A 13,689-nucleotide genomic window follows, 5' to 3' on the forward strand; every position below is an offset into this window, starting at 1 on the left:
TGTATCGCCCGGACCATGATTCACAGCCGGGCGGACGGGAAATTACTTCTTCGCCTGACGGGTCATCACCGTGCGGTAGACTTTAAAACGACCGGTCTGGGCCAGCACTTCGTGGAAGCCAAAAATCTCATCCAGCAGTTTTGGATAAGGCAGGAAGGCGTTGGCCACGATGCGCAGCTCACCGCCGCTGTTGAGGTGGCGAACTGCGCCACGGATCAGCGTCTGTGCCGCTTCGAGGCTGGTTTCCATGCCGTCGTGGAACGGCGGGTTGGAGATAATGATATCGAAACGGCCCGTCACTTCAGAGAAGACGTTGCTGGCAAAGACTTCGCCTTCGAATTCATTGGCCGCCAGGGTCGCACGACTCGCTTCCACGGCTGGCGCGCTCACGTCGCACAGGGTCAGCCGCACTTTTGGTGAGTGGCTGGCGAGCACGGCAGACAACACGCCTGCGCCACAGCCGACATCCAGCACTTTCCCTTTGGTGTGCGGAGTGAAAGTGGAGAGCAACAGCTGGCTGCCCAGATCCAGACCGTCGCGGCTAAAGACGCCAGGCAACGTCTTAATAGTTAATCCTTCGAGCTGATATTCGCCCCAGGCTTTTTCGGCGTCAAATTCCGGCTGTTTTTCCAGACGACCGTGATACAAACCACAGCGGCGCGCGCTGTCGATTTTGTTCAGCCCCGCGTATTCCGCCAGCATCTGCTCTGCGCTACGCACGCCGCTGCGGTTTTCGCCGACGACGAAAACATCACTGCCCACCGGCATCATTGACAGCAGGTTCATCAGCTGGAACTGGGCTTCAGGTTTGTTCTTCGGCCAGTAGTAGATCAGCGTATCGCAATCGGCGATATCGCTCTGATCTGCGACCAGGCTGAAACGTGCGCGATCTTCCATCTGACGGCTCAAGACCTGCCAGTGGTGGAATTGCTGGGTATGCGCGCGGCTGGCGGCGCATTCGAAACGGGCAGGCAGATCGTCCTGCATATCTCCGGCAAACAGAATACGGCTTTCTTCGAAATCATCACTGTGACGCAGCAAGACTTCACTTGCCGGGGTAAATGCAGACATGAATTGTTCCTCAATAAACTCAGCCGGGGATTATAGTAGTTTGTTGGCGGATATACGACGAATTTGCTATATTTGCGCGCCTGACAGACAGGAGTTTTCCCTATGACATCCCGACGTGACTGGCAGTTACAGCAGCTGGGTATTACCCAGTGGTCTCTGCGTCGCCCGACGGCGTTGCAGGGCGAAATCGCCATCTCCATTCCGGCACACGTTCGTCTGGTCATGGTGGCCGAAGAACTTCCTGCACTCACGGACACGCTGGTCAGCGACGTTCTGCGCACCTTAAAAGTGAGCGTAGATCAGGTGTTACAGCTGACGCCCGATCGCGTGGCGATGCTGCCGCCACAGAGCCGCTGCAACAGCTGGCGGCTGGGCGTAACGGAGGAGACTCCCCTTGAGGGCGGTCAACTTCGCACGGCTGCACTGGAAGAATTGAAAGCAAACCCAAAGGCGCGAAGCGCGCTATGGCAACAAATCTGCGAATATGAACACGATTTCTTCCCTCACGACGACTGATCTTGCATCAGCGTTCGCGATTGAAACGCGCGCCCACGCTTTTCCGTGGAGCGAAAAAACATTTGCCAGCAATCAGGGTGAGCGCTATTTAAATTTCCGTCTGGATGTCGAGGGTGAAATGGCCGCGTTTGCCATTACCCAGGTCGTGCTGGACGAAGCGACGCTGTTTAACATCGCCGTCGATCCCGCGTATCAACGCCGGGGATTAGGCAGAGAACTGCTGGAATTTTTGATTCGCGAACTGGAGACGCGTGACGTCTTCACCCTGTGGCTGGAGGTTCGCGCCTCCAATACCGCCGCCATCGCACTCTACGAAAGCTTAGGTTTTAACGAGGCGACAATTCGCCGTAACTACTACCCGACTGCCGAGGGACGCGAAGACGCCATCATCATGGCGCTACCGCTTGGATAACGAATAAGGTTGTAACGATGAAATGGGACTGGATTTTCTTTGACGCCGACGAAACGCTGTTTACATTCGATTCGTTTGGCGGCCTACAGCGGATGTTTTTAGACTATAGCGTCACCTTTACCGCAGAAGATTTTCAGGACTATCAGGCGGTGAATAAGCCGCTTTGGGTGGATTACCAGAACGGTGCCATCTCGGCGTTACAGCTCCAGCATCAGCGTTTTCAGGGCTGGTCAGAGCGACTGAACGTCTCTCCCGGCGCGCTGAATGAGGCGTTTCTCAACGCGATGGCCGAGATTTGCGCGCCATTGCCAGGGGCGATTTCCCTGCTGAACGCGCTCAAAGGCAACGTGAAGCTTGGCATCATCACCAACGGCTTTACCGCCCTGCAGCAGATCCGCCTGGAACGCACGGGCCTGCGCGATCATTTCGATGCGCTGGTGATCTCCGAGCAGGTGGGCGTGCCAAAACCCGATCCGCGTATTTTTGACTATGCGCTGGAAAAAGCCGGTCATCCCGCTCGCGAGCGCGTGCTGATGGTCGGAGACACCGCCGAGTCCGATATTCTGGGCGGGATGAAGTCCGGTCTGGCGACCTGCTGGCTGAACGCGCACGATCGCGCGCTGCCTGAAGGTATCGAACCGACCTGGACCGTATCGTCATTGAACGAACTGGAGCAACTCCTGTGTAAACAATGATTGCCTGCCCCCCATTGATGGGTAAAATAGCCGCAATTTCGTATTCCATGATGCGTGGCCTCTGGCCGCGCTTATATAAGAAGATTTGATTATGACGTTGTCTCCTTATCTGCAAGAGGTGGCGAAGCGCCGTACTTTTGCCATTATTTCTCACCCGGATGCCGGTAAAACGACCATCACCGAAAAGGTGCTGTTATTCGGACAGGCGATTCAGACCGCCGGTACCGTAAAAGGCCGTGGCTCCAGCCAGCATGCGAAATCCGACTGGATGGAGATGGAAAAGCAGCGTGGTATCTCCATCACCACCTCCGTGATGCAGTTCCCGTATCACGACTGCCTGGTGAACCTGCTCGACACCCCGGGCCACGAAGACTTCTCCGAAGATACCTACCGTACCCTGACGGCGGTTGACTGCTGTCTGATGGTCATCGACGCCGCGAAGGGCGTAGAAGACAGGACCCGTAAGCTGATGGAAGTCACCCGTCTGCGCGATACGCCGATCCTGACCTTCATGAACAAACTCGACCGCGACATCCGCGATCCGATGGAGGTGATGGACGAAGTGGAGCGCGAGCTGAAAATCGCCTGTGCGCCAATCACCTGGCCGATCGGCTGCGGTAAGCTGTTCAAGGGCGTTTACCACCTCTATAAAGATGAAGTGTATCTGTACCAGACCGGTAAAGGTCACACCATCCAGGAAGTGCGTATCGTGAAAGGTCTGGATAACCCGGATCTGGACGTTGCCGTCGGCGAAGAGCTGGCCACCCAGTTGCGCGATGAGCTGGAGCTGGTGAAAGGCGCCTCTCACGAATTCGACAAAGAGCTGTTCCTGGCCGGGGAAATCACGCCGGTGTTCTTCGGTACGGCACTCGGCAACTTTGGTGTGGACCATATGCTCGACGGTCTGGTCGAGTGGGCGCCGCAGCCGATGCCGCGTAAAACCGACACCCGTCTGGTGGAAGCCGCAGAAGATAAATTCACCGGTTTCGTCTTTAAGATTCAGGCCAACATGGACCCGAAACACCGCGACCGCGTGGCCTTCCTGCGTGTGGTTTCCGGTAAGTACGAGAAAGGCATGAAGCTGCGCCAGGTGCGTATCGGGAAAGATGTGGTCATTTCTGACGCGCTGACCTTCATGGCGGGTGACCGTTCGCACGTTGAAGAAGCGTATCCGGGCGACATCATCGGTCTGCACAACCACGGTACCATCCAGATCGGCGATACCTTTACTCAGGGTGAAATGATGAAGTTCACGGGTATCCCGAACTTCGCGCCGGAACTGTTCCGTCGTATTCGCCTGAAAGATCCGCTCAAGCAGAAACAGCTGCTGAAAGGTCTGGTCCAGCTCTCCGAAGAGGGCGCGGTGCAGGTCTTCCGCCCAATCGCCAACAACGATCTGATCGTCGGCGCGGTGGGTGTGCTGCAGTTTGACGTGGTGGTTGCGCGTCTGAAAAGCGAATACAACGTTGAAGCGATTTACGAATCCGTCAACGTGGCAACCGCGCGCTGGGTCGAGTGTTCTGACGTGAAGAAATTCGAAGAGTTCAAACGTAAGAACGAAATCCAGCTGGCGCTGGATGGCGGCGATAACCTGACCTACATCGCCCCAACCATGGTCAACCTGAACCTGACGCAGGAACGTTATCCTGACGTGCAGTTCCGTAAAACCCGCGAGCACTAATCCCCTCTCAGAGCACGGCGTCTGCCGTGCTCTTCTTAAACTCCTGCTTTATTAATCCCTTGCGGAATGTTCTTAATTCAACGCGTTTTCAGCGTAATTGCTCGTTTTTTCCCCGATTCTGAAAGCGGCTTTGTCAATGTGATCTATATTTAACTCAGTGTTTAACACCGGGCGCGGATGATAGTTCTGTTCAATGCGTGTTCATGAGTCTCTCATCCCGACCCTGTGTTTATTCGCAAAATTAAAAACTAGTATGAAGGGATGTTTGACGCTCAACTTCCGAGCAAACTACAGGAATACATCGATGAATATGACAAGCCTGAAGATTTCTAAAACTCTGTTAGCCGTTACGCTGAGTGGCCTTCTGGTCAGTGGTTCTGCACTTGCTGAAAACAGCGTGCAATCCACCGCGGATAGCGCAGGGCAAAAAATCGATAGCTCTATGAATAAAGTCGGTAATTTCATGGATGACAGCTCTATCACAGCAAAAGTGAAAGCGGCTCTGGTGGATGATGAAAACATCAAGAGCACCGACATTTCCGTAAAAACTGATAAGAAAGTGGTCACCCTGAGCGGCTTCGTTGAGAGCCAGGCGCAGGCAGAGCAGGCCGTCACCGTAGCGAAAGGCGTTGAAGGCGTCGCTTCCGTCAGTGACAAACTGCATGTGCGTGATGCCAAAGACGCGTCCGTGAAAGGTTATGCGGGTGACACAGCAACCACCAGTGAAATCAAAGCTAAACTATTAGCTGATGACATTGTGCCGTCACGTAAAGTGAAGGTGGAAACCACTGATGGTGTGGTTCAGCTGTCCGGTACGGTTGATTCCCAGGCGCAGGTTGAACGCGCTGAAACTATCGCTAAAGCCGTCGATGGCGTTAAAAGCGTCAAAAACGATCTGAAAGCGAAATAAGAACGACTTTTGGACAAAACGCTTGTGAGCACCTGAGCGCTCACATATAGCGGCTGACATTAACTATGGTTAAGGAGAGTTTTATGTTTCGTTGGGGCATTATATTTCTGGTTATCGCGTTAATTGCCGCCGCTCTGGGCTTTGGTGGTCTGGCGGGTACAGCGGCCGGTGCGGCGAAAATTGTCTTCGTCGTCGGTATCATCCTGTTCCTGGTCAGCCTGTTTACCGGACGCCGTCGTCCCTAGCTAAGCGTAATCAGCCTGTCGGAAAGCAACGCCGACAACACCACACTCAAAGCCAGTCCTCGCGACTGGCTTTTTCTGGTTTGAGTCATGGGGCAAGTTTGCGCTACTGTGTAATCATATAAAAACGAAAAACAGGTGCAGCAGTGGGCCAGAGAATTCCCGTTACGCTCGGCAATATTGCGCCGTTGGCGTTAAAACCTTTTCGCGTCGGACGACTCGCACTGGTGTGCGAAGGCGGTGGGCAGCGCGGCATCTTCACCGCAGGGGTGCTGGATGAGTTCATGCGCGCGCAGTTTAACCCTTTCGATCTGTTTTTCGGCACCTCCGCCGGGGCGCAAAACCTCTCCGCCTACGTCTGTAATCAGCCCGGCTATGCACGCAAAGTCATTATGCGCTACACCACCTCACGCGATTTCTTCAATCCTCTGCGCTTTGTGCGCGGCGGAAATCTTATCGATCTCGACTGGCTGTTAGACTCCACCGCCAGCCAGATGCCGCTGGCGATGGACACCGCGTCTCGCCTGTTCGATACGGGCAAAGAGTTCTGGATGTGCGCCAGCCGGGGCGATGACTACACGCCGGGCTACTTCTCGCCGCAAAAAGAGAACTGGCTGGATATTCTGCGCGCCTCCAGCGCGATCCCCGGTTTCTACCGCACCGCCGCGGCGCTCGATGGGATCAACTACCTGGACGGCGGGATCAGCGATGCGGTACCGGTTCAGGAAGCCGCGCGGCGCGGAGCACAAACCATCGTGGTGATCCGCACCGTGCCATCGCAGATGTACTACACCCCGCAGTGGTTTAAGCGGATGGAAAAATGGCTGGGGGACAGCAGTCTCCAGCCGCTGGTGAACATCGCCAATTTGCATGAAACCAGCTACAGCGCGATGCAGCGCTTTATCGAAAAGCCGCCGGGCAAGCTGAAAATCTTTGAGATCTACCCGCCAAAACCCCTTAACAGTATGGCGCTGGGCAGCCGCATACCTGCGCTGCGCGATGACTACAAAACCGGGCGTTTATGCGCGCGCTATTTTCTCGCGACCGTCGGCAAATTGCTGGCCGAGCGCCCGCCGATCCACCGGCATAAACGGATCATCACGCCACCGGCGATTGTGGCGAACCACGCCCTGACAATGCCGCTGGTGAATGCCCCGCAGGCCAACGATACGACCTTTGACAATGAGGATCTGGCGTGACTTTCCGCTTTGTCGACACCCACTGCCACTTCGATTTCCCGCCGTTTACCGGCCATGAAGCGCATAGTATTCAGCAGGCGGCCAGGGCAGGTGTGCAGGCGATTATCGTGCCCGCCATCGAGGCGGCGAATTTCGACAGGGTGCTCGATCTGGCCCGAACGCACACCGCGCTCTACGCCGCGCTGGGCCTGCATCCGATAGTGATTGAAAAGCATCAGGATGCACATCTGGATCAGCTTGAAGATTGCATTCTGACTGCCGGAGAAAAGCTGGTGGCGATAGGCGAGATCGGGCTCGATCTTTATCGCGAGGATCCGCATTTCGATCGCCAGCAGGCGCTGCTGGACGCGCAGCTTAAACTGGCGAAACGCCACGATCTGCCGGTGATCCTCCACTCGAGGCGCACCCACGACAAACTGGCGATGCATCTCAAGCGCGCCGATCTGCCGCGAACGGGCGTGGTGCACGGTTTTTCCGGCAGCCTGCAGCAGGCACAGCGATTCATTGAACTGGGCTACAAAATCGGCGTCGGCGGGACGATTACCTATCCGCGCGCCAGCAAAACACGCGACGTGATGGCGCAATTACCCCTTTCATCCCTGCTGCTGGAAACCGACGCGCCGGACATGCCGCTGAACGGTTTTCAGGGCCAGCCCAACCGCCCGGAGCAGGCTGCACGCGTCTTTACAACCTTGTGTGAATTGCGAGAGGAACCCGCCGAAGCGATCGCCGATGCGCTGCTGCAAAACACCCACGATCTGTTTGGCATTACCCTATAGATAGAGCGCCGGGCGGATCACGGTGATCCGGCGTTTTTCCAGCGCGAGGGCCAGAGGTTCGACATCCTCCACTGTTGCGCTGCGCCAGCTGGCCGCTTCGCCATAAACCCCGTGGGCGTGAAAGGCGTTGATGCGTACCGGTATATCCCCCAGAGCGTGAATAAAGGCGCTCAACGGCCCCAGATGTTCGAAATAATCGCAACGATCGGGGATCACCAGCAGGCGCAGTTCCGTCAGGCGCCGATGGTGCGCCAGCCAGCGAATGCTGTGTTTGATCTGCGGGTTTTCGCGCCCGGTCAGGAAACGGTGATGTTCGTTATTCCACGCTTTCAGATCCAGCATTGCGCCATCCAACACCGGCAGCAGTTTTTGCCAGCCGGTTTCACTCAGCAGACCGTTACTGTCCACCAGACAGGTGAGATGCTTGAGCTTTTCATCCGCCTTGACGGCACTGAACAGCGCCACCAGAAACGGCAGCTGGGTGGTGGCTTCCCCACCGCTGACGGTGATCCCTTCGATAAACGGCGCGACCTTGCGGATCTGCCCGAGGATCTCCTCCACGCTAAAGCGGTGCGCCATCGGCGTGGACTGCTGCGGGCAAACGTGCAGGCAGGTATCGCACTTCTGGCAGTCGCTCTCCTGCCACCACACCCGCCCGGCCTGAAGGGTCAGGGCATCGTTCGGACAGTGGACCACGCAGTCGCCGCAGTCATTGCAGCGCCCGATGGTCCATGGGTTGTGGCAGGTTTTGCAGCGCAGATTACACCCCTGCAGGAACAGCGCCAGGCGGCTGCCCGGCCCGTCCACGCAGGAGAAGGGGATAACCTGACTAACTAAAGCGCATCTGCTGTTCATGGCTAATCACGCGCGGCTGACGTTCAAGGATACGGGTATTGCGTGCGGCCTCTTCGCCCAGCCACGTGGTGTTGGTGCGAGAGCCCTCGGCGCGGTATTTCTCAAGATCCGACAGACGCACCATATACCCGGTGACGCGCACCAGATCGTTCCCGGCGACGTTGGCGGTGAACTCGCGCATCCCGGCTTTAAACGCCCCGAGACAGAGCTGAACCACCGCCTGCGGGTTACGCTTGATGGTTTCGTCCAGGGTCAGGATATCGCTGATGCCCGAATGATAATGTTTGTGATGCGGCGCGACGGCCAACAGATGGCTGATCGGGTCCGGCTCGTCGCCGTACGGCAGACGCGCTCCCGGCGTGGTGCCGGAATCTGAGCTGATTCCGGACTGGGCATGCAGCATCGCACGCTGCTTCCAGCCGTGTTTCACCGACGTGTTTTTAACAAACGCTGCCAGCTGTTCGCTGATGCGATACCCCAGCGCATTGGCCCGATCGTCTTTGCCGTAACGCCCATCCAGCCCGGCTTTCTCGCACAGGGTATTCACCGCTTCGGCCAGGCCGTACATGCCAAACATCGGCACAAAACGATCCGCTTCAATCAGCCCCTCTTTCACCAGGAAGCTATTCTCAAAGAAGCCGGATTCCTGATAAAGGAAATCACAGCGCGCATCAATGATGGCGATCTGCTGCTGGCAGTAGTGCGGTAGCGTGCGGGTAAAGAAATCTTCCACCGATTCGCTGCTCTCGGCGATGGCCTTGAGATTGAGGCGAACCAGGGTGCTGCCACCGCCCGCCAGCGGCAGGGAGTTGTAACAACTCACCACGCCATAACGACCTTTTGTGAAAATTTTATCATTCACCGGACCGTTAGAAATATGCGGTTTACTGCACTCGCAAATATTTTTTGCGACGCTTAACAGCAAATCGTCCGGCGTGATTTCCGGGTCGTAGATGAAAGTGAGATTCGGTGCAACCTGCTTCAGCTCTGCATCTGCGCGTAAAATAGCGCGCGTGACGGGGGTATCGGCAGGGCCGATGTTGGCGTGCATGAAGGCGTCGGGCAGAGTGCGATCGAGGTAACGCCAGAAACGTTTTATTCGGCTATCGATTTCGTCTTGTGTTAGAATTCTAACATAGGGTTGCAGCAGTGCGTCGAGATGGCCGAGAAACACCGGCATCGATGTGACGGATGGAACATGGTGGTAGAGGATAGTCAGTAGTGACAGAGCGTCATCGAGATCTTTCGCCCCTTCCAGCTCTAACCACTCTGAGCCGTTTGCCAGGAATTTGGCGTAGTCCGGCAGAACGTAGCGCGGTTTGTAAGGCGCATGACCTTCAAACATGTCGCAGATAAAGCCCTCGTCCAGTGCGGCGCGCGCCGTGGCTGAAAGCGTGGGATAGGGCAGATTGTTTTCCGCTTCCAGCGCCAGAAAATGGCGTTTCTGCTCAGGCGTCAGTACCGGGCTTATCACAATTTGCTGGCAACGTTGTTGCATGGCATCGAGACCGGAGGTGGACATGTTCGCTTCCTTTTATTCTGCGGATGATGGGCAGATTGTAGAAACTCATCGTGCGAAGGCATTTGATCCGACGCGGGTGATTGCTGTTTTAGCCAGCAGTTTGAAGAGTAAAGTTTGAAGTTGATCTCATTACAGTAATGCAAATTTGTACGCAGTTTTCATTAACTGTGATGAATGTCGAAGTGTGAATGCGGGTGAATGTTAGAATACTCACAGACCCGCACGGTGAAAATTTATACGGCGAAGCCGTTGGAGAATGTTATGACCGATTTAACCGCAAGCAGCCTGCGCGCGTTGAAACTGATGGACCTGACCACCCTGAACGATGACGACACCAATGAAAAAGTGATCGCATTGTGCCATCAGGCGAAAACGCCGGTAGGCAATACCGCTGCTATCTGTATCTACCCACGTTTCATCCCGATTGCCCGTAAAACGCTGAACGCGCAGGGCACGCCTGACGTGCGTATCGCGACGGTGACCAACTTCCCGCACGGTAACGACGACATCGACATCGCGCTGGCTGAAACCCGCGCGGCAATCGCTTACGGCGCAGATGAAGTGGACGTGGTCTTTCCGTACCGCGCGCTCATCGCCGGTAACGAGCAGGTCGGTTTTGACCTGGTGAAAGCCTGTAAAGATGCCTGTGCAGCGGCTAACGTGCTGCTGAAAGTGATCATCGAAACCGGCGAGCTGAAAGAAGAAGCCCTGATTCGTAAAGCGTCTGAAATCTCTATCAAAGCTGGTGCGGATTTCATCAAAACCTCTACCGGGAAAGTGCCGGTCAATGCGACGCCAGAAAGCGCGCGCATCATGATGGAAGTGATCCGCGACATGGGCGTTTCCAAAACCGTTGGTTTCAAACCGGCGGGCGGCGTGCGTACTGCCGAGGACGCGCAGCAGTTCCTGGCGATCGCTGACGAACTGTTTGGCGCCGACTGGGCAGATTCCCGTCACTACCGCTTCGGCGCATCCAGCCTGCTGGCAAGCCTGCTGAAAGCGCTGGGTCACGGCGATGGCAAGAGCGCAAGCAGCTACTAAGTCTTTTATTGCCGGATTTGTAGCGGCGTAGGCCGGATAAGGCGCAGCCGCTATCCGGCATCAATACGACAGCCGGGTGGCGCGTTGCTCACCCGGCCTACAACGGCCTTCTACTCTTTTCCCCTGGGGGTTACCGTGTTTCTCGCACAAGAAATAATTCGTAAAAAACGTGATGGTCATGCATTAAGCGACGAAGAAATCCGCTTCTTTATCAACGGTATTCGCGACAACACCATCTCTGAAGGGCAGATTGCCGCCCTGGCGATGACCATTTTCTTCCACGATATGGCGATGCCGGAACGTGTATCGCTGACCATGGCGATGCGGGATTCAGGGACCGTCCTGGACTGGAAAAGCCTTAACCTCAACGGCCCGATTGTGGACAAACACTCCACCGGCGGCGTGGGCGATGTGACTTCTCTGATGCTCGGCCCAATGGTCGCAGCCTGCGGCGGTTACATCCCGATGATCTCTGGCCGCGGTCTGGGCCATACGGGCGGTACGCTCGACAAACTGGAAGCCATTCCGGGCTTCGATATCTTCCCGGATGACCAGCGCTTCCGCGACATTATTAAAGACGTTGGTGTGGCGATTATCGGCCAGACCAGCTCTCTTGCTCCGGCGGATAAACGTTTTTACGCCACCCGCGACATCACCGCGACCGTCGATTCTATTCCGCTGATCACCGCCTCGATCCTCGCTAAAAAGCTGGCCGAAGGTCTGGATGCACTGGTGATGGACGTGAAAGTGGGTAGCGGCGCGTTTATGCCGACCTATGAACTCTCTGCGGCACTGGCCGAAGCGATCGTTGGCGTCTCCAACGGCGCAGGCGTGCGCACCACCGCGCTGCTGACCGACATGAACCAGGTCCTGGCCTCCAGCGCCGGTAACGCCGTCGAAGTGCGCGAAGCCGTGCAGTTCCTGACCGGCGAATACCGCAACCCACGTCTGCTCGACGTCACCATGGCCCTGTGCGTGGAGATGCTGATCTCCGGCAAGCTTGCCAAAGACGACGCCGACGCGCGCGCGAAACTGCAGGCGGTGCTGGATAACGGTAAAGCGGCGGAGATCTTTGGTCGCATGGTTGCGGCGCAAAAAGGCCCAACCGATTTCGTCGAAAACTACGCGAAATACCTGCCGACCGCGACGCTGAGCAAAGCGGTGTACGCCGATGCGGAAGGGTTTGTTTCCGCGATGGACACCCGCGCGCTGGGTATGGCTGTCGTCTCGATGGGCGGCGGACGTCGTCAGGCATCGGACACCATTGATTACAGCGTCGGCTTTACCGATATGGCGCGTCTGGGCGACAGCGTTGACGGACAGCGTCCGCTGGCGGTGATCCACGCCAAAGACGAAGCCAGCTGGCAGGAAGCGGCGAAAGCGGTGAAAGCGGCCATTAAACTTGACGACACAGCTCCCGAAACCACACCAACCGTCTATCGTCGTATCACCGAATAGCGGTATACTGATCTGATCGGTTTTTTATGAATTTTTGAAGCACATAAGTACGGAGAACATATGAAACGTGCATTTATTATGGTGCTGGACTCATTCGGCATCGGCGCTACAGAAGATGCAGACCGCTTTGGTGATGTCGGTTCCGACACCATGGGCCATATCGCAGAAGCTTGTGCGAAAGGCGAAGCGAACAATGGCCGCCAGGGCCCACTGACTCTGCCAAACCTGACCCGTCTGGGTCTGGTGAAAGCGCATGAAGGTTCGACAGGTAAAGTGGCTGCCGGCATGGACGGCAACGCAGAAGTGATCGGCGCATACGGCTGGGCGCACGAGCTCTCTTCCGGTAAAGACACCCCGTCTGGTCACTGGGAAATCGCCGGTGTTCCGGTTCTGTTCGACTGGGGCTACTTCTCCGATCACGAAAACAGCTTCCCGCAGAAACTGCTGGATAAGCTGGTTGAGCGCGGCAATTTGCCGGGTTACCTCGGTAACTGCCACTCTTCCGGTACCGTGATTCTGGATCAGCTCGGCGAAGAGCACATGAAAACCGGCAAGCCGATTTTCTACACCTCCGCTGACTCCGTGTTCCAGATTGCCTGCCACGAAGAGACGTTCGGTCTGGACCGTCTGTACGAGCTGTGCGAAATCGCGCGCGAAGAGCTGACCGAAGGCGGCTACAACATTGGCCGCGTCATCGCACGTCCGTTTATCGGCGACAAGCCGGGCAACTTCCAGCGTACCGGCAACCGTCACGATCTGGCCGTTGAACCGCCAGCCCCGACCGTGCTGCAGAAACTGGTTGATGAGAAAGCGGGCGAAGTGGTTTCCGTCGGTAAAATCGCGGATATCTACGCCAACTGCGGCATCACCAAAAAAGTGAAAGCTACCGGTCTGGACGCGCTGTTCGACGCGACCATCAAAGAGATGAAAGAAGCGGGCGACAAGACTATCGTCTTCACCAACTTCGTGGACTTCGACTCCTCCTGGGGCCACCGTCGCGACGTCGCCGGTTACGCTGCCGGTCTGGAACTGTTCGACCGCCGTCTGCCGGAGCTGCTGGAGCTGGTCGGGGAAGATGACATCATCATCCTGACCGCTGACCACGGCTGCGACCCAACCTGGACCGGTACCGACCACACCCGTGAGCACATCCCTGTGCTGGTGTACGGCCCGAAAGTGAAACCAGGATCGCTCGGCCACCGCGAAACCTTCGCGGATATCGGCCAGACCATTGCGAGCTACTTCGGTACCTCGCCAATGGACTACGGCAAAAACATGCTGTGATGCGCATGCCCGGCGGCGCTACGC

At 56.5% G+C, this 13,689-nt stretch carries 14 protein-coding genes; 11 read left to right on the top strand and 3 right to left on the bottom strand.

Going from position 1 to position 13,689, the window contains the following annotated elements; translation table 11 throughout:
• Positions 1 to 42 precede the first annotated feature (42 nt).
• Positions 43 to 1,071 carry a 16S rRNA (guanine(1207)-N(2))-methyltransferase RsmC gene (rsmC, locus tag AC3WS9_RS03395; protein ID WP_492486717.1) on the bottom strand — a complete coding sequence of 343 codons (1,029 nt, stop codon included), beginning with the start codon at positions 1,069 to 1,071 and terminating at the stop codon, positions 43 to 45.
• A 102-nt stretch (positions 1,072 to 1,173) separates the two neighbouring features.
• Between rsmC and AC3WS9_RS03400 the strand changes: the two genes are divergently transcribed.
• From AC3WS9_RS03400 to AC3WS9_RS03435, 8 genes are all read left to right on the top strand, one after another.
• Positions 1,174 to 1,587, top strand: a complete 414-nt coding sequence (locus tag AC3WS9_RS03400) for a DNA polymerase III subunit psi (protein WP_492486719.1) — start codon at positions 1,174 to 1,176, stop codon at positions 1,585 to 1,587.
• Positions 1,556 to 1,999 (top strand): ribosomal protein S18-alanine N-acetyltransferase, encoded by a 444-nt coding sequence (gene rimI, locus AC3WS9_RS03405; RefSeq protein ID WP_282493457.1) that lies wholly within the window; start codon positions 1,556 to 1,558, stop codon positions 1,997 to 1,999. The genes AC3WS9_RS03400 and rimI overlap by 32 nt, the downstream gene beginning before the upstream one ends.
• Before the next feature lie 17 nt (positions 2,000 to 2,016).
• Positions 2,017 to 2,694 carry a pyrimidine 5'-nucleotidase gene (gene yjjG / locus AC3WS9_RS03410; RefSeq protein WP_282493458.1) on the top strand — a complete coding sequence of 226 codons (678 nt, stop codon included), beginning with the start codon at positions 2,017 to 2,019 and terminating at the stop codon, positions 2,692 to 2,694.
• 91 nt (positions 2,695 to 2,785) lie between these two features.
• Positions 2,786 to 4,375 (top strand): peptide chain release factor 3, encoded by a 1,590-nt coding sequence (gene prfC / locus AC3WS9_RS03415; RefSeq protein ID WP_282493459.1) that lies wholly within the window; start codon positions 2,786 to 2,788, stop codon positions 4,373 to 4,375.
• Between the two features lie 304 nt (positions 4,376 to 4,679).
• A complete protein-coding gene (gene osmY, locus AC3WS9_RS03420; protein WP_282493460.1) occupies positions 4,680 to 5,285 on the top strand; it encodes a molecular chaperone OsmY in 606 nt (201 codons plus the stop codon).
• A gap of 83 nt (positions 5,286 to 5,368) precedes the next feature.
• Entirely contained in the window at positions 5,369 to 5,530 is a 162-nt protein-coding gene (locus AC3WS9_RS03425) for a DUF1328 domain-containing protein (RefSeq protein ID WP_002887716.1), read from the top strand.
• A gap of 143 nt (positions 5,531 to 5,673) precedes the next feature.
• Complete coding sequence (locus tag AC3WS9_RS03430) at positions 5,674 to 6,726, top strand: patatin-like phospholipase family protein (RefSeq protein WP_492486726.1); 1,053 nt, start codon at positions 5,674 to 5,676, stop codon at positions 6,724 to 6,726.
• Complete coding sequence (locus AC3WS9_RS03435) at positions 6,723 to 7,505, top strand: TatD family hydrolase (RefSeq protein ID WP_492486728.1); 783 nt, start codon at positions 6,723 to 6,725, stop codon at positions 7,503 to 7,505. Before AC3WS9_RS03430 ends, AC3WS9_RS03435 begins: the two co-directional genes overlap by 4 nt.
• On the opposite strand, the gene AC3WS9_RS03440 is transcribed toward AC3WS9_RS03435, so the two are convergent.
• Together AC3WS9_RS03440 and AC3WS9_RS03445 are read right to left on the bottom strand one after the other, a co-directional pair.
• A complete protein-coding gene (locus AC3WS9_RS03440; RefSeq protein WP_492486730.1) occupies positions 7,500 to 8,360 on the bottom strand; it encodes a YjjW family glycine radical enzyme activase in 861 nt (286 codons plus the stop codon). The genes AC3WS9_RS03435 and AC3WS9_RS03440 overlap by 6 nt on opposite strands.
• A complete protein-coding gene (locus AC3WS9_RS03445; RefSeq protein ID WP_492486732.1) occupies positions 8,335 to 9,882 on the bottom strand; it encodes a YjjI family glycine radical enzyme in 1,548 nt (515 codons plus the stop codon). The genes AC3WS9_RS03440 and AC3WS9_RS03445 overlap by 26 nt, the downstream gene beginning before the upstream one ends.
• Positions 9,883 to 10,143: 261 nt before the next feature.
• On the opposite strand from AC3WS9_RS03445, the gene deoC reads away from it, so the two are divergent.
• The 3 genes from deoC to deoB all read left to right on the top strand — a co-directional run bounded on the left by deoC (position 10,144) and on the right by deoB (position 13,665).
• A complete protein-coding gene (gene deoC / locus AC3WS9_RS03450; RefSeq protein WP_285153718.1) occupies positions 10,144 to 10,923 on the top strand; it encodes a deoxyribose-phosphate aldolase in 780 nt (259 codons plus the stop codon).
• A gap of 135 nt (positions 10,924 to 11,058) precedes the next feature.
• Positions 11,059 to 12,381: a thymidine phosphorylase gene (deoA, locus tag AC3WS9_RS03455; RefSeq protein WP_285157679.1), complete on the top strand. Its 1,323-nt coding sequence runs from the start codon at positions 11,059 to 11,061 to the stop codon at positions 12,379 to 12,381.
• A 60-nt stretch (positions 12,382 to 12,441) separates the two neighbouring features.
• Positions 12,442 to 13,665 (top strand): phosphopentomutase, encoded by a 1,224-nt coding sequence (gene deoB / locus AC3WS9_RS03460; RefSeq protein WP_282493467.1) that lies wholly within the window; start codon positions 12,442 to 12,444, stop codon positions 13,663 to 13,665.
• Positions 13,666 to 13,689: the final 24 nt, after the last annotated feature.

The organism is Lelliottia sp. EB106-05-01-XG201, from assembly GCF_058791735.1.